Origin of the sequence: Allobosea sp. Root483D1 (assembly GCF_001429505.1) — a bacterium.
GTDB lineage: Bacteria > Pseudomonadota > Alphaproteobacteria > Rhizobiales > Beijerinckiaceae > Allobosea.
Genome location: NZ_LMJW01000011.1, coordinates 254,509 through 277,488, shown reverse-complemented (window position 1 = coordinate 277,488; position 22,980 = coordinate 254,509). Strand labels below are relative to the sequence as shown.

21 protein-coding genes are annotated in these 22,980 nt (G+C 66.5%); 12 read left to right on the top strand and 9 right to left on the bottom strand.

Annotated features, from left to right (window positions below; all coding sequences use genetic code 11):
* Positions 1–225: 225 nt before the first annotated feature.
* The gene (locus tag ASE66_RS11130) at positions 226–1,236 is read right to left on the bottom strand and encodes an alpha/beta hydrolase (RefSeq protein ID WP_244494866.1); all 1,011 of its coding nucleotides are present in this window, start codon (positions 1,234–1,236) and stop codon (positions 226–228) included.
* Positions 1,237–1,741: 505 nt separating this feature from the next.
* Between ASE66_RS11130 and ASE66_RS11125 the strand changes: the two genes are divergently transcribed.
* Entirely contained in the window at positions 1,742–2,086 is a 345-nt protein-coding gene (locus tag ASE66_RS11125) for a hypothetical protein (protein WP_156412104.1), read from the top strand.
* A gap of 403 nt (positions 2,087–2,489) precedes the next feature.
* Here the strand turns inward: ASE66_RS11125 and ASE66_RS11120 are convergent, their stop codons facing one another.
* Positions 2,490–3,395, bottom strand: a complete 906-nt coding sequence (locus ASE66_RS11120) for a LysR family transcriptional regulator (protein WP_057189675.1) — start codon at positions 3,393–3,395, stop codon at positions 2,490–2,492.
* Positions 3,396–3,624: 229 nt separating this feature from the next.
* Here ASE66_RS11120 and ASE66_RS11115 point away from each other — a divergent pair, with 229 nt between their 5' ends.
* Complete coding sequence (locus tag ASE66_RS11115; RefSeq protein WP_057189674.1) at positions 3,625–4,722, top strand: YeiH family protein; 1,098 nt, start codon at positions 3,625–3,627, stop codon at positions 4,720–4,722.
* A 61-nt stretch (positions 4,723–4,783) separates the two neighbouring features.
* Here ASE66_RS11115 and ASE66_RS11110 read toward each other — a convergent pair whose 3' ends face one another.
* Together ASE66_RS11110 and ASE66_RS11105 are read right to left on the bottom strand one after the other, a co-directional pair.
* Positions 4,784–6,313, bottom strand: coding sequence for an HAL/PAL/TAL family ammonia-lyase (locus ASE66_RS11110; protein ID WP_057189673.1), 1,530 nt, complete (start codon positions 6,311–6,313; stop codon positions 4,784–4,786).
* Positions 6,314–6,366: 53 nt separating this feature from the next.
* Positions 6,367–7,623, bottom strand: a complete 1,257-nt coding sequence (locus ASE66_RS11105; protein ID WP_162262472.1) for an aromatic ring-hydroxylating oxygenase subunit alpha — start codon at positions 7,621–7,623, stop codon at positions 6,367–6,369.
* Between the two features lie 152 nt (positions 7,624–7,775).
* Here ASE66_RS11105 and ASE66_RS11100 point away from each other — a divergent pair, with 152 nt between their 5' ends.
* On the top strand, positions 7,776–8,615 hold the full coding sequence (locus ASE66_RS11100; protein WP_057189671.1) for a helix-turn-helix domain-containing protein: 840 nt from the start codon (positions 7,776–7,778) through the stop codon (positions 8,613–8,615).
* A 45-nt stretch (positions 8,616–8,660) separates the two neighbouring features.
* On the opposite strand, the gene ASE66_RS11095 is transcribed toward ASE66_RS11100, so the two are convergent.
* The gene (locus ASE66_RS11095; protein WP_244494865.1) at positions 8,661–9,650 is read right to left on the bottom strand and encodes a fatty acid desaturase; all 990 of its coding nucleotides are present in this window, start codon (positions 9,648–9,650) and stop codon (positions 8,661–8,663) included.
* A 316-nt stretch (positions 9,651–9,966) separates the two neighbouring features.
* On the opposite strand from ASE66_RS11095, the gene ASE66_RS11090 reads away from it, so the two are divergent.
* The 9 genes from ASE66_RS11090 (at position 9,967) to ASE66_RS11050 (ending at position 19,456) form a co-directional block, all read left to right on the top strand.
* Positions 9,967–11,499 carry an ABC transporter substrate-binding protein gene (locus ASE66_RS11090; RefSeq protein ID WP_162262471.1) on the top strand — a complete coding sequence of 511 codons (1,533 nt, stop codon included), beginning with the start codon at positions 9,967–9,969 and terminating at the stop codon, positions 11,497–11,499.
* Between the two features lie 29 nt (positions 11,500–11,528).
* The gene (locus ASE66_RS11085) at positions 11,529–12,488 is read left to right on the top strand and encodes an ABC transporter permease (protein ID WP_200964575.1); all 960 of its coding nucleotides are present in this window, start codon (positions 11,529–11,531) and stop codon (positions 12,486–12,488) included.
* Positions 12,485–13,342: an ABC transporter permease gene (locus ASE66_RS11080; protein WP_082613349.1), complete on the top strand. Its 858-nt coding sequence runs from the start codon at positions 12,485–12,487 to the stop codon at positions 13,340–13,342. The genes ASE66_RS11085 and ASE66_RS11080 overlap by 4 nt, the downstream gene beginning before the upstream one ends.
* 1 nt (position 13,343) lies before the next feature.
* A complete protein-coding gene (locus tag ASE66_RS11075) occupies positions 13,344–14,330 on the top strand; it encodes an ABC transporter ATP-binding protein (protein WP_057189903.1) in 987 nt (328 codons plus the stop codon).
* Positions 14,327–15,289, top strand: a complete 963-nt coding sequence (locus ASE66_RS11070) for an oligopeptide/dipeptide ABC transporter ATP-binding protein (RefSeq protein WP_057189669.1) — start codon at positions 14,327–14,329, stop codon at positions 15,287–15,289. The genes ASE66_RS11075 and ASE66_RS11070 overlap by 4 nt, the downstream gene beginning before the upstream one ends.
* Positions 15,289–16,287 carry an Ldh family oxidoreductase gene (locus ASE66_RS11065; RefSeq protein WP_057189668.1) on the top strand — a complete coding sequence of 333 codons (999 nt, stop codon included), beginning with the start codon at positions 15,289–15,291 and terminating at the stop codon, positions 16,285–16,287. Before ASE66_RS11070 ends, ASE66_RS11065 begins: the two co-directional genes overlap by 1 nt.
* On the top strand, positions 16,284–17,468 hold the full coding sequence (locus tag ASE66_RS11060) for a mandelate racemase/muconate lactonizing enzyme family protein (protein WP_057189667.1): 1,185 nt from the start codon (positions 16,284–16,286) through the stop codon (positions 17,466–17,468). Before ASE66_RS11065 ends, ASE66_RS11060 begins: the two co-directional genes overlap by 4 nt.
* A 158-nt stretch (positions 17,469–17,626) precedes the next feature.
* Positions 17,627–18,628, top strand: a complete 1,002-nt coding sequence (locus ASE66_RS11055; protein ID WP_057189666.1) for an ornithine cyclodeaminase family protein — start codon at positions 17,627–17,629, stop codon at positions 18,626–18,628.
* A 15-nt stretch (positions 18,629–18,643) separates the two neighbouring features.
* Positions 18,644–19,456, top strand: coding sequence for a phosphate/phosphite/phosphonate ABC transporter substrate-binding protein (locus ASE66_RS11050; protein ID WP_057189665.1), 813 nt, complete (start codon positions 18,644–18,646; stop codon positions 19,454–19,456).
* Positions 19,457–19,540: 84 nt separating this feature from the next.
* On the opposite strand, the gene ASE66_RS11045 is transcribed toward ASE66_RS11050, so the two are convergent.
* The 4 genes from ASE66_RS11045 to ASE66_RS11030 are packed head-to-tail and all read right to left on the bottom strand — an operon-like array spanning position 19,541 to position 22,842.
* On the bottom strand, positions 19,541–20,242 hold the full coding sequence (locus tag ASE66_RS11045) for an ABC transporter ATP-binding protein (protein WP_057189664.1): 702 nt from the start codon (positions 20,240–20,242) through the stop codon (positions 19,541–19,543).
* Positions 20,229–21,014: an ABC transporter ATP-binding protein gene (locus ASE66_RS11040; protein WP_057189663.1), complete on the bottom strand. Its 786-nt coding sequence runs from the start codon at positions 21,012–21,014 to the stop codon at positions 20,229–20,231. Before ASE66_RS11040 ends, ASE66_RS11045 begins: the two co-directional genes overlap by 14 nt.
* Positions 21,014–21,967, bottom strand: coding sequence for a branched-chain amino acid ABC transporter permease (locus ASE66_RS11035; RefSeq protein ID WP_200964574.1), 954 nt, complete (start codon positions 21,965–21,967; stop codon positions 21,014–21,016). Before ASE66_RS11035 ends, ASE66_RS11040 begins: the two co-directional genes overlap by 1 nt.
* A gap of 2 nt (positions 21,968–21,969) precedes the next feature.
* Positions 21,970–22,842 carry a branched-chain amino acid ABC transporter permease gene (locus ASE66_RS11030; protein ID WP_057189661.1) on the bottom strand — a complete coding sequence of 291 codons (873 nt, stop codon included), beginning with the start codon at positions 22,840–22,842 and terminating at the stop codon, positions 21,970–21,972.
* Between the last annotated feature and the right edge of the window lie 138 nt (positions 22,843–22,980).

Sequence of the window (22,980 nt, the reverse complement as noted above, 5' to 3'; positions counted from 1 at the left end):
CTGCTGTTCCTTCTCACGCCGCCCAGAGAGAAAGCCGGCATCAAATCAGCCGATCATGCTGCATTTCGTGCGAAACGCGAGCTGCAGGAGCGGACCCTAACACGCGACGAAATCAGGCAAATTAACCTAGATCAAACGATCGAGCCGGGTCAGTATTCGTAAAATTATACTTTACTCCTAAACATGTTATCCAATTATCTCTTCCTGCCACCGGGTTCGTCAACCCTATGGTGTCGCCGCATCGAAGACCCGGATCGGCGCGGTGACCAGAAGCGTCGCAGCAGAGCCGATCAATCCTGCCGCAGCGAGCGGAGCCGGGACGTCGGAATCCGTGATCACCTGCCCTTGCAGCAATCTGCCGCCGATCAAGCGCACGGCATCGGGGCTCGCCGCAAAGAGATCATGGTTCAAGCGATCGCCCGCGTTGACAGCGGTAAGATCGATCACGGTGATCCCGGCCTGGCCCGCGAACTGGCGGCGATATTCCTCCTGCGTCGGATCGATGCCGCCGAGCCGCGTCGCCCCGCGCGCGATGAAACGGGATACCTGCAGCGCGCGATCGTGCTGCGCCGTGAACAACGTGATCCGCGGCCGTTTCGGTCCCATATCCTCGACCTGGCGCCGAAAGACACCGACATCGAGATCCGGCGAGGCCAGGATGAGATTGCTGATCTTGCGCGTAACGCCGCCGTTTCTCAGTGCGATTTGCCTGACGGCCTCGACAGCCGGCCAGCTTCCCATCGAATGAGCGAGGATCACGACCTCCCGGACCGAGGGGCTCGCAACGGCCACATCGAGCAGGTCCGCGAGGTCTGATCGGGAATAGGAAGCGTTGTCGAAGTCGCGGCTATAATCGAGCAGGTAGCCGCGCGAGGGCCAGGAGAAAAGAACCGGGGCGGCATGAGCATCGGCGTCGTGCGCCAGTTGAGCGAAGCGAAAGACCGCGCGATCGAACGGCGTGTTGAAGCCGTGAACGAATACGAAAACCCGCTTCGAACGCCCGCTCGTCGACTTGAACCAGTCGACGAGCTTGGCTTTGGGCATCGGCGTGGAGGCGGTGACGACGAAATCCGTGGCGGGGTTGCCGGGAACCGATCGCGGCAACTGGATGGTGCCGACCTCGCGGTTGCGTGGAATCGAGACCACGATGTTTCTGAATGAAACGCCCTCCCCCCGCTCGCCGCTGAAGAGGACACCGGCATCGGCCGACGGTGCGCGCGTCGTCGCCGCCAACATGTTGACGCTGTCCGTGCCAGGAACGGAGGCTACAGGCTGCAGCAGTCCGCGCGGTGTCGAGGCACAGGCCGCAAGGCCGGCTGCGAGCGCGACTGGCAAGACCATGGCAGGGCGGACCCGCTCCAGGAATCGCCGCCGCGCCGGCCATTTCGCCGCGCTTGCCGCGGCGCTCTCGGCGCACGCCTTCCCACACTCATGCGCCCCGGCCCGGTCTCGCCCCTCTCCGAGCCCGCCGCTCATCGCTGCTAGGATTCTCATGATGCTAAGATTCGCATGCGGGACAGACCGTAGAAAACTGCCCCGGCGCGGACAAGCCCAGGCCCGTGGCCTCGCGGTGCTGGATTCGATTTTGGGACAAGGGGTCTAGATCTGAGATTCCCTGCCGATATCCCCGCTATCGGCTTGCGATTATTGATATGAAGATTGGGATATCGACAAGAATGCGATCCGCCATGGTTAAGCGCGCGCTCGAACAGCGGTAAGCGCTTGTGCGACTATGACAGGCATGACCAACCTGTCGCGCCGCCTTTTCCGGGCGCGCATGATGATCACGATACTTGACGGGATGCAGATGGAACGCAGGGCATTTTTGACCGCACTCCTCGGCGGCGTGTTGGCCGCGGTGACGGCAGAGGCTGCGCCAATCGAAAGGCTGCCCACACCGACGGCCGGCGCGCTCGACACGCTGGATGCCGAATTCACGCAGGGGCCGCCGCAGCCGCGGGCTCCGGGCGCCACAAGCGTTCCGGCCCACCCCCGCAACCCCAGGCGCCGGCGGAAGAACTGGCATCGTTACCGCCAGCGCAACCGTCGCCCGCTGCCGCCTCCACCCCGGCATCGCGGGCGCTGACTGTCCGGCCGCGCTAATTTACAATAGTAATTACAAAGTTTCCAACTTACGTCCTGAAATTAGACATATAATTATAAATATTGAGTCGAAACTAATTTACAGACCGGCAAAAATAGCCAAAGAAACACATTTATAACATAGATAGAGCCGGCATAGCGTTATCACGCAAACAACGACACAAACAATTTCATTTACTGAATACAAGAATGGACGGCACAGATAAAATTGCTATTGGCCTGCTGCCAATGGATCCTGGCGGCATGATCCGTGGCAGGTTCAAGCCGCGCCATGATTTCCGCGTCGCTGGCACCGGCCTCCGCGAGTCCAACGCCTCCGGCATGCCGAAAATGGCCTGCCTCGACCGGCTCACACTGATCGATGATGGAGCGCGACGGTCCGCGGATCAGCGCGACCGTAAGGGGGCACCGTCGTCGTCGCCAAGAAGTGCGCGGAAAGCCTGCGCCGGCCGACCGATATAGCGTTCCTTATGTCGCAACATGAAGAAGCGACGGGATGGGATCTCCACCGCGACTTCAGCGAGCGCGCCCGACTGCAAGGCACTGGCGACCACGAGCCTCGACATGAGGCCGGCGGCAGAGCCTGCTTCGACGGCGGCGCGCACCGCCTCGTTGGCGGGCAGTTCCAGCGCGACATCGAGGTCGGCCACCGAGTATCCTGCGCCGGCGAGAACTGTTTCCAGGACTTGCCGGGTGCCCGAGCCCGGTTCCCGCAAGACCCAGGAGCTTCCGACGAACGCCGACGCATCGACGCGGTCCCTCCGCGCCCAGGGATGATCGGGCGCGACGACGATTGCCATCTCGTCCACTGCGACGACCTCTTGCGCCAGAAGCGGATCGTCGATCTCACCTTCGACAAAGCCGATATCGGCGAGCCCATCGTGGACGGAGGCCGCGACCGTCTCGGTATTGCCGATCACGAGCGGCGTCTCGATTCCCGGATGCCGGGCGCGAAACATGGCGAGCTTCCGCGGCAGCCAGTAATTGCCGACCGTCTGGCTCGCGGCGAAGGACAGCCGCCCGCGCTTCAGCCCGGCGAGATCCGACAGGACCTGTTCACCCGCGGCAGCGCGGGCCAGGATCGCCCGGGCCTCGGTGAGGAACAGGCGCCCCGTATCGGTCAGCGCGATCCGGCGCCCGACGCGGTCGAACAGCTTCACGGCATGGCGATTTTCGAGCGCCGCGATCGCGGCGCTCGTGGCCGATTGCGTGAGATTCAGCTCCGAGGCCGCGCGCGTGACGTGCTCACGCTCGGCGACCGCGACGAAGATGCGAAGCTGTTCGAGTGTCATGGCCGTCAGATGGTTCCGCGAAGCCGGGATCAGGGTCCGGCCCGAGCTGTCGTGCGCGAGTGCTTCTGCGAGCGAACACTCTTCCGACGCCAGGGCCGATCATGGGGTATCAACAGGCAAGCCAGCGGCAAGAATGATCGAATTATTCAATTGAAACAAGACAAACAACACGTTGGATTGCTTGGATCGAACAAATCAAACTCGGCGTATCAAAGTGCCGAGTGCTGCAATGACGCTTCAAAGCCGACTCCAAACGAGTTTCGCCGATCAAATCGCGCTCGGCGTGAAGCGCCTCTGGCCCGGCCTGCTGCTGTGCCTCGCCGTATCGGGTGTTGCTCTCGCCGCCGAGCATCTGGAAGCCAGGTTCTTCCAGCGGGCCTGGCTGGAAGCCCTCGTCCTGGCGATCCTGATCGGAACTCTGGTCAGGTCGCTCTGGAGGCCCGGTAGCCGCTGGCGCCCGGGTATCTCGTTCTCGGCGAAGACCCTGCTGGAGCTCGCGGTCGTGTTGCTCGGCGCCTCCTTGAGTGCCGCCACGATCGCCGCCACCGGCGCCCCGCTTCTCCTCGGCATCGCCGCCGTGGTCTTGCTTGCGATCGGCCTGAGCTACGGCATCGGCCGCCTGCTGGGGCTGTCGCAAAGGATGGCGATCCTCGTCGCCTGCGGCAATTCCATCTGCGGAAATTCTGCCATCGCAGCCACCGCGCCGGTCATCGGCGCTAATGGCGACGACGTCGCCGCCTCGATCGCCTTCACAGCGGTGCTCGGGGTCGTGGTCGTGCTTTGCCTGCCGCTCCTGATCCCGATGCTGGGCCTCAGCGTCCATCAGTTCGGAATCCTGTCGGGCCTGACGGTCTATGCCGTTCCCCAGGTCCTCGCGGCCACGGCGCCGGCGGGCCAGGCCGCAACCCAAATCGGAACGCTGGTCAAGCTGGTGCGCGTGCTCATGCTGGGGCCCGTCATCCTCGTGCTGTCGCTGCTGTCCGGCCGACTGCGCCAGGAGACGGACGTGCCGACCCGGCAGGAGGCGACAGGATCTCGTCCCGCGTCGCGCCCGATCGCGGTTCATCACCTCGTGCCCTGGTTCATCGTCGGCTTCCTGGTGATGGCGGCGTTTCGCTCGGCCGGACTCATTCCAGCGGTCCTGCTGACCCCGCTGGCCACCGTCGCGAACCTGCTGACGATCATCTCGATGGCGGCACTCGGGCTCAGTGTCGACATCCGGTCTGTCGCAAAGGCCGGCCCCCGCGTCACGGCGACGGTCGTGCTCTCGCTCCTCGCGCTCGCGGCGATCTCGCTCGGCCTCATCCGCCTGATCGCGGTGCCCTGAGCCACGGCCCCTTACGACGAAGAGCGCCGATCGGAGACGCCCCCCGCCGGGCTTCGGGGACTCATCCCATCGAAAAGAGCGCGGCGTCCCCGAGGCCCTGGCGCAGCCTGCGAAGCAGCTCTCCGCCACGCAGGATCGCAGCGACGCGATCGGCATCCGGACCGTTCTCGCGATCGTCCTGGAGCATCGGGATGTCGGCGCGGATCGCCTCGTAGAGCGCGCCCGTCGTTCTGGCGAGGCGGGGCTTGCCGCGCAGGTCGACCGCCTGCGCCGCGACCAGCGCCTCGATGGCGAAGATCAGCCGCAGCGGCAGGATCTGCTCATCGAGCTTCCGGATCGTCAGCAGCGTCTGCGGCGCGTGGTCCTCGACCGCCTCGGAAACCGGAATCGCATCCGTGCTCGCCGGCGTGGCCTTCAGCCTCACCTCGCCCTGCAGGGCCGACACCGTCTTCTGCATCGAGTTGTAGCCGTTGGAGGCTCCGCCCAGCGGCGAGAGGTATTTCGGCAGCCCCGAGAGCTGCGCGTTCATCAGCTTGATCGTGCGATAGGCCGAGGCCGTCGCGAGCTGGACGTTGACGATCGCCAGCGCATCGAAGGACAGCGCGATGTCAGGGGTGTGGAAATTGGCGGTCGACAGGATAAGGTCGTCATCGGCCATGACGAGCGGGTTGTCGGCGGCGGAATTGACTTCCGTAGCGACACTGGCGACGGCGGTCTCGAAACTGGCGAGCGCCGGCCCGTAGACTTGCGAGAGCACGCGGAAGCACAGCGCATCCTGGATGGAGCGGGCGGCGCCTGCGTCGTGGAGGTAGCTGCCGTTCAGCGCCGTACGGAAGGCGGCCGCTGCCTGGACCTGTCCGCGTGCCGGCCGCGCTGCGGCCAATCGCGCATCGAAGATGCGCGGATTGGCGGCGTAGCCCTCGCCCGCCAGGGCTGCGACGACCATCGAGGACGAGAGCACGTCGGAGAGATCCGCCAGGACGAGCGCCGCATAGCCGCAGCTGACCGCGCTCGCGTTCAGGATCGCTAGCCCGTCCTTGGGTCCAAGCCGGGCGGGCGCGAGCCCGGCGGCGCGCAGCGCCTCGGCTGCCGGCATTCGGCGCCCCTTCAGGTAGACATCACCCAGGCCGATCAGGGCCGCGCCGAGATGCGCGCACAGGCCGAGGTCTCCGGCGCCGATCGAGCCGCGGCCGGGGACGACCGGCGTGATGCCGGCATTGAACATGGCGACCGCGAGGTCGAGCACCGCAGGCGAGACGCCCGAGCCGCCCTGCGCCATGCCGACGATGCGGCTCAGCAGCATGGCGCGGCCGGCCCGCTCCGGGAACGGCTCGCCCACGCCGATGCAGCGGCCGCGCACCAGCTTGACCTGGAAGGCCTCGATCTCGTCCGGCGGGATCCGGTAGCCGACATTGCCGCCGAGCCCGGTATTGAGCCCATAGATCGGTTCGTCGCGATGCATATAGCGATCGACGACGGCCCGCGCCGCGGCGACCCGCGCGACGGCGACGGGATCGAGGGCGATCGCGCGCCCCTCATCGACGATGGAGAGGATGGTGCCGAGGCCGACGCTCGTCGAGCCCAGTTGCATGACGCTCACGCGGGTTTCCTTTCAGTCGTCGGAATGGACGTGGCATGGCCGTGTTATTCGGCGGCCGCGGGGTGGGAGACGGCCTCGGCAAAGCCCTGCATCGTCCGGGCATACCATTCGACGAAGGTCCAGACGCCGTGCTCGGAGGCCTCGGCATAGGGGCCAGGGCGATAGCCGACGGAGCGAACCCCGCGCTGGTTGCGCTCGACGAGCTGCCGGTCCTGGTCGTTGGTCGCGCGCCAGACCTCGACGAGCCGCTCGAGATCGTAGTCCGTCCCTTCGACCGCCTCGGCATGCACCACCCATTTGCAGGTGACGATGGTCTCGCCCGCCGATCTCGGCAGCATCTGCACGACGATGGCATAGTCCGCGTGGATATGTCCGAACATGCTGGGATAATGGGTGAAACGCAGAGACCCGATATCCTGGTCCGGCCAGTCGGCGAGGCGGCGGGACACCGCAGGCTTGCCGTCCATCGTGATCGAGAGATTGCCGGCCTTGAAAGGCATGCGCCCGACGCGGAAATCGGCGCCGTCCCTGGTGACGCTGGGCAGGCCGGAGGCCTCGCAGCGCCGCCAGAACTCGGTGATGTAGGGATCGTTCCAGGGGTCGGCGAAATCGAAGATCAGGAGCGTGTTCATCAGCTCGGGATGCCCCGCCTGGCAATGATCGCATTCGCGGGCGTTCTCCATCACGAGCTTCCAGTTGCCCTGCTCGCGCAGCGTGATCGTGTGAACGACCTTGCCCTCGCCCAAACGGTGCGGCGCGGCCGCAGGCCCGAGCGCAGCGACAAGAGGCGCGATGTCCGGAGCGTCTTCGGCAAGGCAGACATAGATCAGCCCGGCGATCTCGCGGACATGGACCGGCCGCAAGCCGAGCTTGGCCTTGTCGACTGCCGGATCGAGGTTCGGCGCGCGCACGAGTTGGCCAGCCGGATCGTAGCTCCAGTGATGATAGGGACACACGAAGGTCGTCCTGCGGCCGCACGGCTGATCCAGCACGAGCGAGCCACGATGCCGGCAGCTGTTGAAGAAGGCCCGTACCGTCATCTCCCGGTCGCGGCAGACGATGACCGAGGTCTCGCCGATTTCAAATGTGAAGAACGCGCCGGGTTTGCGGATTTCACAGGCGAGGCCGGCGAAGACCCAGCGGCTTTCGAAGATCGCCTGCATGTCGAGACGGAAGAATTCGGGGTCGTTGTAGAACGGGTGCGGCAGCGAGGTGTGCGGCACCCGCTCCGCAAGGAGATGCGCCATCCGCTCCCGGCTCATCCGGTCTTCCGCCCTTTCGCCAGCCTTCCAGCGGTTCATCGCCTGCATTCCCCGGTTCGCATCGAGTTAAGGTGGAGCGAGCGGACGGGCCAAGGCGCATCATGTGATGTTTGTTGACAATCCTAGCTTTCAAAACTTGTCTGCGTCTTTGAGAGACAGTTGTAGACAAACCAGAACGATCGGATGGTTTCATGAACGCCGTCGATGCCGCCGCTGGCTTTCGTCATCGCCTGCAATCGCTGATCGATGGATCGGGCCTGAACCAGGCGGCCTTCGCCCGCATGGCCGAGATCGACCGCTCGACCCTGTCGCAGCTTCTCTCGGCGGATGGCCCGCGCATGCCGCGCGCGGACACGCTCATCGCCCTGGCGAAGGCCTGCCAGGTCTCGGTCGACTGGCTGCTCGGCCTGACACCGCGCAAGGAGGTCGGGACGCAGATCATCGACTCGATCATGCAGATCCAGACGCATACCCGCTCGCCCATCGACGACCATTTCCTCGGCTGGCTGCGCGAGGTCGAGGGCTACCGTGTCCGGACGGTGCCGGACAGCCTCCCGGACTTCCTGAAGACCGAGGAGGTGCTGCGTTACGAGTATCAGGGCGCGTCGCTCAACAACGTCAGCCAGTCGTTCGGGGCGCGCCTCGCGCTGATGCGCCGGCCGGAAAGCGAATTGGAGGTTTGCACCTCCATCCAGGCGTTGACGACGATGGCCAAGGGCGAAGGCAAGTGGGAGGGGCTCAACCAGACTGCGCGCCGCCGCCAGCTCGAGCATTTCGGCAAGCTCTACGCCGAGCTCTACCCCAGCCTGCGCATGTACTTCTATACGCTGACGGAGACCTATTCGAATCCCTTCACCGTCTTCGGTCCCAAGCGCGTGACACTCTTTCTCGGGACGAGCTATCTGGTGCTGAACGGCATCGACTATGTCAGGCTGTTCAGCAGGCGGTTCGACGAGCTGATCAAACTCGCCGTGGTCCAGCCCCACCAGATCGCGGAGACGGTCGACGACATCCTGAGCGAGCTCGGTTGAGCGCCAGGCACGGGCCGGATCGGGAGTGCAGAACCATCGAGCCGGCTACATCACGTTCGTCCTGCGCGAAGCCGTATCGCGCAGCGCGGCACCGGGGCGCTCGCCCGCTGGCTCGAAAGGATGCGTGACCACGTCGTGCTCGCGCAGCAGGAAGCGGCGCGCGACGTCGAGATAGCCGTCATAGACCATGCCGCCGTTCTCGCGGACCAGCCGATCGCGATTGGCGCGGTACCAGCGCGGAATCTCGTACCAGGGCATGACCGGGCGCTCATGATGGACGGCATGCAAATTGTTGTAGAGGTAGAGCAGGCCGAGGATCGGCGCATTCTCGACGATGGCGGTGCGCTCCAGCACGCCCTCGGCCGCCTTGTGCTCGGCGAAGGAGCGCAGCAGCATCAACGCCGTCGCCGGGTAGACGATCGCCAGCAGATAGAAGGTCAAACCCATCTCGCAGACGAGGACGAGCCAGGCGAGTACCAGCAGCAGCATGGGCAGGTGCTCCCCCCAGGCGCGTCGCGACACCTTGTCACCGCGCTTCAGGGCCCGGACCTCGTCGGCGAGGAAATGTCCCACTGCCCAGAACGGGCCGATCACGAGGCGCCCGAGCAGCGTTTTCTGCGCCCGCAGCAGGGTGCGGCCGACGGGGCCGAGCCCCTCCCAGTCCGCGACGGTGAGGTATCGCGATTCCGGATCGTCCAGCGGGTCGGTCAGCCGCTCGTCGCAATGATGGCGCAGATGGGAAACCCGATAGCTCTCATAAGGTAGCCAGATCGAAAGCGGCACTGATGCCAGGCCGCGGTTGACGCGGCGCGACCGCGTCGGGTGGCCATGCAGAATCTCGTGCTGCATCGAGCTGTGCCATGCGACGAGCCAGGCGCCGACAGCCGCGACCAGCCAGGCGGGCAGGCTGGCATGGAAATAGGTCACGGCGAGCCAGCCTCCGTAGACCACCGCGGCGAGCAGGATCGTCGGCCATTCGACCCCGCGCCGGCGTGCCAGGAAGCGCGAAGCGGCAGGCATGACGTCGAGGCTCATGGCAGTCTCCGGCGAAGGCGTACCACCGTGAATGCCCGCAGTGACCCTGTTGCGCTACGATACCATTGCGGCGAATGGTCACCAAAAACTTCGCAAGAGCGCCCAAGGATTACAACTGTAACAACAGTCTATTTTGCGGTCGATCTTGCGAAGGAAAGTTTGCGTTCCATCGATCTGCCAGATGGATTTTCTTTTGCATATGCAAATCATGCCGCGTGACTTTACGGCCTTTCCAAATTGGGAAAGGATCGCTTCGACGGATCGGGCAACGACCCGCATCTCAATGCAAAATGAGGGGATCACCATGGATCGTTCCTTGTCTCGTCGTGCGTTCGTCGGCGCATCCGCGGCGGCGCTTTCTCTCGCATCGGGCGCACGCTCTTCGGCATTCGCCCAGCAGAAGAACAGCATCTCCGTCCGCATCGAGCGCGACATCACCGCGCTCGACCCGGCCTTCCGCGGCGGCCCGCACGATGCCAACGTCATCCGCTGCGTGTTCCAGAGGCTGGCCGCCCTGAAGCTGGACGGTTCTGGTCTCGAGCTCGACGCCGCTTCCGAGCTGAAACAGGTTAGCCCGACGCTCATCGAATTCACGCTCAAGCCGGGGCAGATGTTCACCGACGGCTTCGGCGAGATGACCGCCGAGGACGTCAAGTTCTCGTTCGAGCGCTTCGCGGTCGCGCCCGTCGACGGCAAGGTTTCCCCCTATAAGGCCGACTGGTCGGGGCTGGCGGAGGTGGAGGTCACCGGGACGCATACCGGGCGCATCAAGCTCAGCCAGCCGAATGCGGGCCTGATGACGATCGCCATCGGCGACTGCTCGGGCTGCATCGTCTCGAAGACGGCTGTCACCACGCGCGGCGCGGAACACAACACGAAGCCGGTCGGCTCCGGCGCGTATCAGGTCGTCTCGGTCGAGAAGCAGCGTGGCGCGGTGCTCCGGCGCAACTCCGGCTACAAGGGCCCCCAGCCGGCCTTCGACGAGGTCAAGGTCAACTTCATCCAGGACCCCAAGACCGCGGAACTGGCGTTGCGCTCCGGTGAGCTCGACTTCGCCGTGCTGCCACCGGCCATCGCGGAGCCGATGCGCGGCGCATCTGGCCTCAGCGTCGAGAGCCAGCCCGGCCTCGCCTTCATCTGGCTCGGCATCAACATGCAGAAGGCGCCCTTCACCGACGTCCGCGTACGGCAGGCCGTGCGGCTTGCGCTCGATGTCGACCAGATGCTGCTGGCCGGCTTCAACGGCAAGGCCCCGCGCCTCAACACGCTGATCATGGCGCCTATCCTGGGGCAGTGGAAGGATGCGCCCGTCTACAAGCGTAACGTCGCCGAGGCCAAGCGGCTGCTGGCGGAAGCCGGGCAGACCGCGATCAAGACCCGCATCACCGTCCTGAACCAGCCGGCCTTCCAGACCATGGCGCTGGTCGCGCAGGCCCTGCTCCGGGAGGTCGGCATCACCGCCGATGTCGATATCCGCGAAGGCGGCACCTATTGGGATGCCGGCAAGGGCGAGGCAGGCAAGACCCTCGACATGTTCATGATGCGCTTCAACGGCAAGCTCGACCCGAGCTTCCTGATGCAATGGTTCACCGCGAGCCAGATCGGCATCTGGAACTGGCAGCGCTTCGACAGCCCCGAATACGACAAGCTCGCACAGGCCGCGATCAGCGAGGCCGACCCGGCCAAGCGCGCCGAGATCGTCGTCAAGGCCCAGCAGGAGATGGACAAGTCCGCCGCCTTCGTCTGGCTGACCAACGACGTCGCCTATGTCGTGCGGCGCAGCACGGTCAAACCGGCCTTCCTGCCCGGCGCGATCGACTGGCAGCTCGAACAGTTCGCCCGCGCCTGAGCGACGACGCGGAACGGGAGCTGCCCCGGATGAGTGAAACGGCTCACTACGTCGCCAGCAGGCTGGCGACCACGGCCCTGATCGTGCTCGGGGCGATGCTCCTGCTCTTCGCGCTGTCGGCGCTCGTTCCGGGAGATCCGGCAACCGCCTTGCTGGGGCCTTCCGCGACGCCCGAATATGCAAAGCGCTTCATCATGGAGATGGGGCTGGACCAGCCCTGGTACCGGCGCCTCTTCACCTTCCTCGGCAACGTACTCCTCGGCAATCTGGGAACGGACGTCCTGTCAGGACGACCGGTGACGCGGGTCGTCGCCGATGTGCTGCCCTACACCTTCATCCTCACCTTCACGGCAATCGGCCTTGCCGTCGCCATCGGCGTGCCGCTCGGCTGCTATGCGGCGACGCATCGCGGCTCGGTGCTGGATCATGTCTTCGCCTTCGTCAGCGTCGCCTTCATCGCGATCCCGGCCTTCGTGATCGCGATTTTCCTCCTGCTCATCTTCGCGATCTGGCTGAACTGGCTGCCCGTGCTCGGCGCCGGCGAGGAGGGCAACTGGCTCGACCAGGCCAAACGCCTGATCCTGCCGACGATCGCGCTCAGCGTCGGCTGGATCGGCTTCATCGCCCGGCTCGTGCGCAGCTCCATGCTCGAGACCATGGGCGAGAACTTCATCCGGCTCTCGCGCGCCTATGGGCTGCCGGGCCGGCTCGTCACCTACAAATACGCGCTGAAGAACGCCTGCATCCCGACGCTGGCCGTACTCGGCATGGGTGTCGGGCGGCTGCTCGGTGGCGCCGTGCTCATCGAGATCGTCTTCGCCCGCCCGGGCCTCGGCCGGCTGATGTTCGACGCGATCTCGACCCGCAATTTCCCCGTGCTACAGGGGGCGGTGCTGGTCGTGGTGCTCATCTTCGTGCTGACGAACCTGCTCGTCGACATCAGCTACGCGGCGATCGACCCGCGCATCCGGCGGCAGGGCTCCCGATGACGAGCCTCATCGCCATCAGGCAGACGTTCGGCCGCATCCTGTCGACCCTGGCCGGGGCCGTCGGCACCGTCATCATCGTCTTGGTCGTCGGCGCCGCCATCCTCGCGCCGCTGATCGTGACGCATGATCCCGACGCGCTCGACATCCTCAACCGCTTCTCCGGCCCCTCAGTCGCCCACTGGCTGGGCACAGACCATCTCGGGCGCGATCTCTACAGCCGCCTCGTCTTCGGCGCGCAGGTGGCGATGCTGGTCGCCCTGATCGCGATCACCTCCGCCCTGGTGCTCGGGACGCTGCTCGGCATCCTGGCCGCCACGCTCAGCACGCGCTGGGAGCGGGTGATCCTGATCGTCTTCGACATCATCTCCTCCTTCCCGAGCCTGGTCCTGGCGCTGGCGGTGGTGGCGGTGTTCGGGCCTTCCACGGCGCTGGTGACCGTGATCGTCGCAGTGACGCTGGTGCCGCATTTCGGCCGCGTCGCCCGCGCCCAGATGCTGACCCTGCGCAACGCGCCCTTCATGGAGGCCGAACGCCTGCTCGGCACCTCCGCGACGCGCATCGTGCTGTCGCATGTGCTGCCCAACATCGCAGGCCCGCTCGTCGTGCTGGCCAGCATCGACATCCCGGTCGTCATCACCATCGAGGCCGGGCTGTCCTTCATCGGGCTCGGCGTGCGCCCGCCGCTCGCGAGCTGGGGCACGTTGATCTACGACGGCTACGCATATCTCTCGGACTCGATGATCCCGGTGATCGTCGCCAGCGCGGCGCTCGGCGTCGCGACGCTCGGCTTCACGCTGTTCGGGGAAGCGCTGCGCGATGCCGTCGACCCTCGCCTCGACCGGGGAGGACATTGAGATGGCCGCTGCTCTTGAGGCGATGGTCGCGATTCGCAACCTCAGGCTCGACGCCAGGACCGACCAGGGCCCGGCTCATATCCTGCGCGGCATCGATCTGGATTTCGCGCGCGGGCGCATCATCGGCGTCGTCGGCGAATCCGGCTCCGGCAAGTCGACGCTGGTGTCCTGCCTGCTGCGGCTCCTGCCCAATAATCTCGACCGCATCGAAGGCGAGATCCTGTTCGACGGCACCGACCTGCTCAAGCTGTCGCCGGCCGAGATGAACGACTGGCGCGGCCGGAAGATCGCCATGATCTTCCAGGATCCGATGACGGCCCTGAACCCACTCTTCACGGTCGGCACCCATTTGCGCGACATCCTGCGGCGGCGCTTCCCGCAGCTGTCGCGGCAGGAGATCCGGGACCGCTGCCTCGCCATGCTGACCAAGGTCGGCATCTCCGACGCGTCGGCGCGGCTCGATGCCTATCCGCACCAGCTGTCGGGCGGCATGCGCCAGCGCATCGTCATCGCGATGGCGCTGCTGGTCGAGCCCGACCTGCTGCTGGCGGACGAGCCGACCACGGCGCTCGATGCAACGGTGGAAGCGCAGATCGTGGAATTGTTTGACCGGCTCCGGCAGGATTTCTCGGGGTCGATCGTCTTCATCTCGCACCATCTCGGCCTGGTCGCCGAGCTCTGCGACGATCTCTGCGTGATGTATGGCGGCTCGATCGTCGAGACCGGCCCGGTTGCCGAGGTACTCGCCCGGCCGCGCCATCCCTATACGCGCGCTTTGCTCGATTGCGAGATCGAGGAGGGCCATGAGGGTCGTCTGGCCACCATCCCGGGTGAAGTCCCGAGCGCGACCTGGACGATGGATTCCTGCATCTTCGCCAGCCGCTGCGCCTATGCGGCCGATATCTGCCTGCAGGGTCCGCCGGCGCTGCTTCCGGTCGGCGAGGGACGCAAGGCCGCCTGCAAGCGATCGCTCGAGGTGCTGCCATGACCGCCGATACGCCCGTGATCGCGCTGGAGGACGTCAGCGTCGTCTTCGGCGGCAAGGTGCGCGCCCTCGACGGCGTTTCCCTGCACCTGCACCGTGGCGAGATCGTCGGGCTGGTCGGCGAATCCGGCTCCGGCAAGAGCACGTTGTGTCGGACGCTGATGGGACTGGGCGAGCCGACCTCCGGAACCGTGAAGATCGACGGCGAACCGCTCGGCGCGCGGCTCGCCCGCGACAGGCTGGGCTTCCGGCGCGAGGTCCAGATGCTGCTGCAGGATGCGGTGGCCTCGCTCTCGCCGCGCATGCGGGTCCGCAAGCTGGTCGAGGAGCCGCTGCATGTGCATCGGCTCCCGCTCGAAGACGGACGCGCGCGCATCGAGGTGCTGCTGAAGCGGCTCGGCCTGCCGGCCAACGCCATGGAGAAGTTCCCGCATCAGCTCTCCGGCGGGCAGGCGCGCCGCGTCGCCATCCTGCGCGCGCTCGTCCTGCGCTCCCAGGTCATCGTCGCCGACGAGCCGACGGCGGGCCTCGACGTCTCGGTTCAGGGCGAGCTGCTCAACCTGATGCTCGATCTGCACGACGAGTTCACGCTGACCTATCTGATCGTCAGCCACAATCTCAACGTGATCCGGCGGATCACCACCCGCAGCGTCGTGATGTATCTCGGGCAGGTGGTCGAGGAAGCATCGACGGCCGCCTTGTTCCGGACACCCGCCCATCCCTACACGGCGGCGCTCCTCTCGACTAATCCCGTGGTCGATCCGGCCAAACGCCGGCAGCGGATCGTGCTGCGCGGCGAGATCCCGAGCCCGATCAACCTGCCCAGCGGCTGTCGCTTCCACACGCGCTGCCCGCGCGCGGCGCCGCGCTGCGCGCAGGAGGCTCCGCAGCTGCGCACTGTCGGAGAAGGGCAGAGCGTGCGCTGTCATTTCCCGCTGACCGACGACTTGGTGGCCGCCTGATGCCGATACTGTCTCTCGATGAGATCGAAACCCTGGCAAGGCGGACACTTGCGGCCTGTGGCGCGAGCGACATGGCCGCCGCCTCGGTGGCGCGCTCCGTGCGCCGCGCCGAGGAGGATGGCCTCGGCAGCGTCGGCCTCGGCTATCTCGGCACCTACCTGTCGCATCTCAGAAGCGGCAAGGTGGACGGCCGGGCCGAGCCCAGCGTCGAACGCCTGCGCGCCGGCGCCATCCTGGCCGATGCGGGCCACGGCTTCGCCCACCCGGCCTTCGACCGCGCCGGGCCCGTTCTCGTCGCAGCCGCGCGCGAGGTGGGCACGGCGGTCCTCGCCATCCGGCGCTCCTATTCCATCGGCGTCGTCGGCCACCCCGTCGAGGATATCGCTGCGGAGGGGTTGATCGCGCTCGCCTTCACCAATTCGCCCGCGAACATGGCCCCTTGGGGCGGGCGCAAGCCGCTCTTCGGCACGAATCCGCTGGCTTTCGCCGCGCCCCGCGCTGGCAAGCCCCCGCTGGTGATCGATCTCGCCACGACCCAGGTCGCCAAGGTCACGCTCGTGGCCGCCGCCAAGAAAGGCGGACCGCTTCCGGAAGGCTGGGCCTTCGATTACGAGGGCCGCCCCACCACCGATCCCGCCGCAGCGCTCTCCGGTTCGATGGCCCCGTTCGGAGGGGCCAAGGGTGCCATGCTGGCGCTCATCGTCGAGATCCTCGCCGCCGGCCTGGCGGGAGCGAACTTCTCGAAGGACGCCTCGCCCTATGCCCGCGCCGACGGCCCGCCATCTGGCGTCGGCCAATGTATCGTCGCCTTCGACCCCTCGGCCTTCTCCGCCGATTTCCTTGAACGGATCGAAGGCCTTTTCTCCGCGATCACGGCGCAGGATGGCGCCCGCCTTCCCGGGGATCGCAGGTTATCGGCCCGCATGACCGCTCGCGCCCATGGCGTCGAGGTCGATCCGGACCTGCTGGCCCATATCGAAGAGGTCTGCGCCGCATGAAGATCGCCGCCATCCGCGCGACGCCGGTGAACATCCCGCTGGAAGCGCCCTATCTCTGGTCCTATGGCTCGCTCGCGGGCTTCTCCAAGACCATCGTCGAGGTCGAGACCTCGGACGGTCTCGTCGGTCTCGGCGAAGGCCCCTCCCACACCAACGCCGCCACCATCCTCAACGTCTTCGCACCGCGCCTGATCGGGCAGGACGCCATCGACATCGCCGCCTGCGAGCGGCTGTGCCTGCCGTCCTGGCGCGGCGTCTACACCGACGTCGACTTCGCCGGCATCCGGGCTTTCGGCGCCGTCGAGATGGCGCTGTGGGACCTGCGCGGCAAGGCCTCGGGCCGCCCGCTCCACGATCTCTTCGGCGGGCGCGTGCGCGACGCCGTGGCCTTCACCGACTATTTTGCCTTTCGCGAGGAGAAGGGCGGCGTCGGCGGCGAGAGCGACCCGGAGGCCGTGCTCGACTACTGCCTGCGCCAGAAGGAGCGTTTCGGCACGACGATGTTCGAGGGCAAGCTCTCGACGGCCGATCCGAAGCCCTCGATCCGGACGCTGGAGCGGCTACGCGAAGGACTTGGCGAGGACGCCGTCCTGCGCGTCGATTCCAACAAGGCCTATTCGCTTGGGACCGCGACGCGCATCGCCCGGGCGATCGAACCGCTCGGCATCCGCGCCTGGGAAGACCCGGTCGCAACCTTCGAGGACATGGCCAAGCTGCGTCGCCACACCGCCATTCCGTTCTCGGTGCATACGCCCGACCTGCGCCGGGCGGTGGCGCTCGGCGTGCCCGACGCCTTCTGTACCGATGTCAACGTCCATGGCGGCATCGGCCGCGCGCTGAAGTTCATCGCCGCCTGCGAGCATATGGGTCTCGATTTCTGGTGCTATTCTGGGGATTCCGGCATTGCGAGCTCGGTCTACCTGCATTTGGCGGCAGCTCACCACCATATCCGCGAACCCTCGCAGTCGCTGTTCCACATGCAGCCTTTCGATGTCATCGAGGAAGGCCCGTTGCGTCCGCGCGACAACCTCGTGCCCGTGCCGACCGGGCCCGGCATCGGGGTGACGCTGTCGCAGGACAGGCTCGCCTTCTGCCACCGCCATTTCGTCGAGAATGGTCCTTTCGACAAATTCCACGATCCGGACAGACCCGACGTGTTCAGGAGACTGCCGCTGTCGTGACGAGCTGAAGAGCGAGCGGAGGCCGGAGACCACGGGAGCGCCGACAGCCGCTCCTCTCCCGCCGTACCGCACGATGACAAGCCAAACCGGCGCGAGGCGCCGCGCCTTCGCGCGGCGAAGCCTGACTTGCGCCCTTAAAACCAGACCCGGAGGGAATGATGAAGGCAATCTACATGGACTACCTCAACCGCCTCGACGTCGAGGAACTCGCCATGACCGATGCCGAGATCCTGGAGGCGATCGAAACCAGCCTGGCGACGCAAGGGCGTGGCGAGACCGTGATCGAGCCGCGCGTTCATCTGGAGCCGGGCGTCGCGAACGGGCACTTCAACGTGCTGCGCGGCGCACTGAAGGAGCCGATCGACTCCGCCGGCGTGAAGGTCGTCGGCGACTTCGTCGACAACTACAAGCACGGCCTGCCCTCGGAACTGGCGAGCCTCCTGCTGTTCGATCCGCGCACCGGCGTGCCCAAGGCCTTCCTCGACGCCAGCGCCATCACCGACATGCGCACCGGGGCGGTCACCGCCATCGGCGCGAAATATCTCGCGCGCAAGGGGTCGAAGATCCTCGGCCATGTCGGCGCGCGCGGCACCGCCTACTGGAACGTGCGGCTGCTGAACCACATCTTCGACTTCGACGAGATCCGTGTCCATTCGCGCCGGCCCGAGAGCCGCAACGGCTTCGCCGAGCGGCTCAGCCGCGACCTCGGCAAGCCGGTCGTGGCGACGGATGACTGGCAGTCCTGTGTCGAAGGCGCCGACATCATCGTCGAGGCGTCGCGCCTCGACGCGCCGGCGCCGATGCTGAAGACAAGCTGGATCAAGAAGGGCGCCTTCGTCGTCCCCTATGGGACGATGAGCGCGATCGAGCTCTCGCTGACCGACATCATGGACAAGCTCGTCGTCGACGACTGGGGCCAGTGCAAAGGCGGCAAGTTCGGCAGCCTGCGTGCCCATGTCGAAGCCGGCAAGCTCTCGGCGGAAACACTCCATGCCGAGCTCGGCCAGATCGTCGCCGGCCTGAAGCCCGGCCGGCAGAGCGACGACGAGACCAACCTGTTCTGGCATCGCGGCCTGTCACTTTCCGACATCGCGCTCGGCCATGCGATGCTGACCAAGGCGCGCCGGCTCGGCATCGGTCAGCGCCTGCGCTACGCCTGAGAAGGACGGCAGCCGATGCGCCTCGTCGCCAATGCCCGGATGTATGCCGCCACAGCCGACGCAGCGGCAGCCTGGGACGCCTTCTTCCAGTGGCTGTCGCAGGCGAGCGGCGTCGATCTGGAGATCATCGACCATGGCGTCCCGAAGCCGATGGCCGACCTCTGGCAGCGCGGCGACCTCGGCTGCGTCTTCATGTGCGGCAGGCCCTGGCGGCGCGCGGACCCGAAGCCGGTTCCGCTCGCCGCACCAGTGCCGGCATCTGCCGGCTATGGTGGCCAGCCGCGCTACTGGACCAATCTCGTCGTCCGCGCCGATGGGCCGATCCGGAGTCTTGCGGACAGCTTCGGAGGCCGGCTCGGCTACACGATCGAGGAGAGCCAGTCCGGCTTCAACGCTTTGCGCCACCATCTGCTGCGCTGGCGCACGCCGCAGCGATCACGGCTCTATCGCGAGAGCATCGGCCCGCTCCACACGCCGCGCGGCGTGGTCAAGGCGTTGCTCGCCGGCGAGATCGATATCGGGCCGCTCGATTCCTATGCCTTCGACCTGATGCTGCAGGATCCTGGCGATCCGGCGCATGGCCTTCGCGCCGTCGCCAGCACCGCGCCGGCACCCATCCCGATCCTGGTGGCATCGCCCCTGCTCGATCCGGGCACGGCGCAGCGGTTGCGTGCTGCCCTGCTCGCAAGCGCGGATGCTCTCGCAGCCCGCCCGATTCTCGACAGGCTCCGGCTCGAGCGGTTCGTGCCTGTCGACGCAGCGCGCTACGAAGTCCTCGACAGGTGGGAGGAGGAGGCGATTGCTTCCGGCTACCCGGAGCCGGCTTGAGCTGCGTCACCGCGACCGACAGCTATCCCTATCAGGCGCATGCCGCGATGGGGCCGCTCAGCGCAACCACGCGCCACAGGCCGGTCAGATTCCGAGGTAAGCTTCACGGATCCGCGGATCGGCGATCAGCTCATCGGCTGTGCCGCTGATGCTGATGCGGCCGGTCTCCATGACATAGCCGCGATCGGCGATCCGCAGGGCCGCATAGGCGTTCTGCTCGACCAGCAGCACGGTGACGCCGAGCGACTTCAGGGTCTTCACGACATCGAAGATCTGCGCCACCAGGATCGGCGCCAGCCCCATGCTCGGCTCGTCGAGCAGGAGGCAGGCGGGTCGGGCCATCAGCGCGCGGCCGATCGCCAGCATCTGCTGCTGGCCGCCGGAGAGGCCGCCGGCCGGCAAATTGCGCTTCTCCTTCAGGATCGGGAACATGGCGAAGGCGTCGGCCATGTCGCGCTCGACCCGTTCGTCGGCAAAGAGATAGGCGCCGAGCCGCAGATTCTCCTCGACGGTCAGGTTGGTGAAGATCAGCCGGCCTTCCGGCGATTGCGAGAGGCCCAGGCCGACACGGCGATGGGCCGGGATCACCTTCAGCGCCTCGCCGCGGAAGATGATCGCGCCGCCGCTCGCCGGCTGGACGCCCGAGATGCAGCGCAGCAGCGTCGTCTTGCCGGCGCCGTTGGCGCCGACGACGGTGACGATCTCGCCCGAGCCGACCTCGAGGTCGACGCCGTGCAGGACTTCGATGCGGCCATAGCGCGAGCGCAGCCCCTCAACCGACAGCATCGCCTGCCTCCGCCGATTGCGTGCCGAGATAGGCTTCGATCACCTTGGGATCGCGCGAGACGGAAGCCGGTGCGCCCTCGGCGATCTTCTCGCCGCGATCGAGCACGACGATGTGCTTGGAGATGCGCATCACCATCTTCATGTCGTGCTCGACCAAGAGGATGGCGACGCCGGACTTGGCGACCTCGGCGATCAGATGGTCGATCTCCTCGGTCTCGACCGCGTTGCAGCCGGCAGCCGGCTCGTCGAGCAAGAGGATGCGCGGCTCGAGCGCCAGAGCCCGGGCGATCTCCAGGCGCTTCAGCGCGCCATAGGAAAGCGATGAGGCCTCTCGCTCGGCGGCGCGGCCGAGGCCGACACGCTCCAAAAGCTCGCTCGCCCGGGCCTTTGCCGCAGCGCTCCGGCGCCGCGAGGACGGCAGGCTGAGGAGGTCGCCGAGAACCGGGCCGCGCTCCTTGAGATGGCAGCCGGTCATGGCGTTCTCCAGCACGCTCATGCGCTGGAAGATCTGCAGGTTCTGGAAGGTGCGCGACAGGCCACGCTCGGCCAGCCGGTTCGGCGCCAGGCCGGTGACGTCGTTGCCGTCCAGCCCGATCCTGCCGCGCTGGGGCTGGTAGACGCCCGAGATCATGTTGAACAGCGTGGTCTTGCCGGCGCCATTGGGGCCGATCACCGAGACGATCTCGCCCGGCGAGACCGAAAAGCCGACATCGTTCACGGCGCGCAGACCGCCGAAATCGATCCCAAGACCCTCGACCGAGAGGAGCGTCATCAGCCCCTCCCCTTCAGGCGGCGCATGAGCGAGGGCAGCAGCCCGTCGCGCATGAAGATCATCACCAGCATCATGATCAGGCCAAGGATGAGGTTCTCGTATTGCTGCAGCACGGTGAGTGCCTGCGGCAGCAGCGTCAGCGTCGCCGCGCCGAGAATGGCGCCCGGCACCGAGCCGACGCCGCCGAACACGGTCATCGTCACCAGCTCGACCGAGTGCAGGAAGCCGGCGACATCCGGCGTGATGAAGCGATTCATCAGCGCCAGCAACGAGCCCGAGAGCGAGGCGTAGACGGCCGAGATCACGAAGGCCGAGAGCTTCAGCCGGGCGACGTCGACGCCAACCGTAAGAGCCGCGACCTCGGAATCATGCAAAGCGCGCAGCGCCCGGCCCGAGGGGCTGTCCTGGAGATTGAGCGCGATCCAGGCACCGGCGAGCATTGCAAGGCCGGTGGCGGCGTACCAGAACTGCGCGTTGGTGAGCCCGATGCCGATTGCGGCCAAGGCACTGCGCAGCCCGAGCTCGGCGACCTCGCGCCCGTCCGGACCGCCGGTGATCCGGGCTTCGTTGGCGAGCACCATCGAGACGAGGATGCCGAAACCGAGGGTGGCGACGGCGAGGTAATAGCCCTTGAGCCGCAGGATCGGCCGGCCGATCAGCCAGGCGACGCCGCCTGAAAGCACGGCACCGAGCAGCATCGCGAGCCCGGGATGCAGGCCGAGATAGCCCGGCGCCAGCGCGCAGGCATAGGCGCCGATGCCGGCGAAGCCCGCATGGCCGAGGCTGATCTGGCCAGCGAAGCCGATCAGGACGACGAGACCGGTGACCGCGAGCCCGTTGACGAAGATCAGCGCGCCGATCCGGTAGTAGAAATTCGACGGGAAGAGGGCCGGCGCCAGCGCGATCAGCACCGCCAGAATGATGAGTGTCAGGTGCTTGCGGGAGAGGCGCATCGTCACACCCGGTCCATCGCCTTGCGGCCGAACAGGCCCTGTGGCCTCACGAACAGGATGGCGAGGATCAGCACGAAGGCGACGGCGTCCTTGTAGACCGAACTGATATAGCCGGCAGTGAACGCCTCGATCAGCCCGAGCAGCAGGCCGCCGACCAGCGCGCCGGCCGGAACTCCCATGCCGCCGAGCATGGCGGCAGCGAAGCCCTTCAGCGCCATCGCCACGCCGAGATCGTAGCTGGTCAGGGTGATCGGGGTGACGAGCACGCCGGCCAGGGCGCCGATCGCTGCCGAGACGGCGAAGCTCAGGGTCATCATGTGGTTGGGGTTGATGCCGACAAGGCTCGCCGCGATGCGGTTGTTGGCGGTGGCGAGCACGGCCTTGCCGGTCAGCGTGCGGGCGAAGAACAGCCACAGCGCAAGGAAGATCGCGACCGCCCCGGCGATGACCCAGAGGCCCTGCGGCAGCATCGTCGCGCCGAAGATCCTGAGCGGATCGTCGCCGGAGAAGCTCGGAAAGCGGTGGAGCTGCTTGTCGAAGACGAGCTGGGCGCTGCCGCGCAGGAAGATCGAGGCGCCGATCGTGATGATGATCAGGCTGGCGACGGGGGCGCCACGCGCCGGCTCGATCGCCAGCTTGTTGAGGAGCACGCCGATCGTCGCGGCGGCGAGGATGGCCAGCAGCGCGGCCAGTGGCAGCGGAATGCCGGCCTGCCAGGCGAAGAAGGTGATCATCCCGCCGAGCATGACGAACTCGCCCTGAGCGAAGTTCACCACGTCGGAGGCGTTGTAGATCAGGGTGAAGCCGAGCGCGACGAGCGCGTAGACCGCCCCGACCGTCACGCCCGACAACAGGTATTGCAGAAGTTCCGCCACTCTATGCTCCCCGTGGCAAGCCGTGCCTGGCTGCCGACCGATGGTGGTCGCTTCCTCGTTCTAACAACGGAGATGCGGGCGCGAGGAACCCTTCTCCCCTGTGGGAGAAGGGCAGGGATGAGGGCCTGCCCTATTCGT

What these genes read in the sequence shown, in the direction of transcription:
- ASE66_RS11050 (WP_057189665.1), top strand. Translation starts at nt 18,644, where the DNA reads ATGCGCCTCGTCGCCAATGCCCGGATGTATGCCGCCACAGCCGACGCA.
- ASE66_RS11120 (WP_057189675.1), bottom strand. Translation starts at nt 3,395, where the DNA reads ATGACACTCGAACAGCTTCGCATCTTCGTCGCGGTCGCCGAGCGTGAG.
- ASE66_RS11080 (WP_082613349.1), top strand. Translation starts at nt 12,485, where the DNA reads ATGACGAGCCTCATCGCCATCAGGCAGACGTTCGGCCGCATCCTGTCG.
- ASE66_RS11115 (WP_057189674.1), top strand. Translation starts at nt 3,625, where the DNA reads ATGACGCTTCAAAGCCGACTCCAAACGAGTTTCGCCGATCAAATCGCG.
- ASE66_RS11070 (WP_057189669.1), top strand. Translation starts at nt 14,327, where the DNA reads ATGACCGCCGATACGCCCGTGATCGCGCTGGAGGACGTCAGCGTCGTC.
- ASE66_RS11035 (WP_200964574.1), bottom strand. Translation starts at nt 21,967, where the DNA reads ATGCGCCTCTCCCGCAAGCACCTGACACTCATCATTCTGGCGGTGCTG.
- ASE66_RS11130 (WP_244494866.1), bottom strand. Translation starts at nt 1,236, where the DNA reads ATGTTGGCGGCGACGACGCGCGCACCGTCGGCCGATGCCGGTGTCCTC.
- ASE66_RS11110 (WP_057189673.1), bottom strand. Translation starts at nt 6,313, where the DNA reads ATGCAACTGGGCTCGACGAGCGTCGGCCTCGGCACCATCCTCTCCATC.
- ASE66_RS11105 (WP_162262472.1), bottom strand. Translation starts at nt 7,623, where the DNA reads ATGAACCGCTGGAAGGCTGGCGAAAGGGCGGAAGACCGGATGAGCCGG.
- ASE66_RS11085 (WP_200964575.1), top strand. Translation starts at nt 11,529, where the DNA reads ATGAGTGAAACGGCTCACTACGTCGCCAGCAGGCTGGCGACCACGGCC.
- ASE66_RS11100 (WP_057189671.1), top strand. Translation starts at nt 7,776, where the DNA reads ATGAACGCCGTCGATGCCGCCGCTGGCTTTCGTCATCGCCTGCAATCG.
- ASE66_RS11040 (WP_057189663.1), bottom strand. Translation starts at nt 21,014, where the DNA reads ATGACGCTCCTCTCGGTCGAGGGTCTTGGGATCGATTTCGGCGGTCTG.
- ASE66_RS11055 (WP_057189666.1), top strand. Translation starts at nt 17,627, where the DNA reads ATGAAGGCAATCTACATGGACTACCTCAACCGCCTCGACGTCGAGGAA.
- ASE66_RS11075 (WP_057189903.1), top strand. Translation starts at nt 13,344, where the DNA reads ATGGCCGCTGCTCTTGAGGCGATGGTCGCGATTCGCAACCTCAGGCTC.
- ASE66_RS11125 (WP_156412104.1), top strand. Translation starts at nt 1,742, where the DNA reads ATGACCAACCTGTCGCGCCGCCTTTTCCGGGCGCGCATGATGATCACG.
- ASE66_RS11065 (WP_057189668.1), top strand. Translation starts at nt 15,289, where the DNA reads ATGCCGATACTGTCTCTCGATGAGATCGAAACCCTGGCAAGGCGGACA.
- ASE66_RS11095 (WP_244494865.1), bottom strand. Translation starts at nt 9,650, where the DNA reads ATGAGCCTCGACGTCATGCCTGCCGCTTCGCGCTTCCTGGCACGCCGG.
- ASE66_RS11045 (WP_057189664.1), bottom strand. Translation starts at nt 20,242, where the DNA reads ATGCTGTCGGTTGAGGGGCTGCGCTCGCGCTATGGCCGCATCGAAGTC.
- ASE66_RS11060 (WP_057189667.1), top strand. Translation starts at nt 16,284, where the DNA reads ATGAAGATCGCCGCCATCCGCGCGACGCCGGTGAACATCCCGCTGGAA.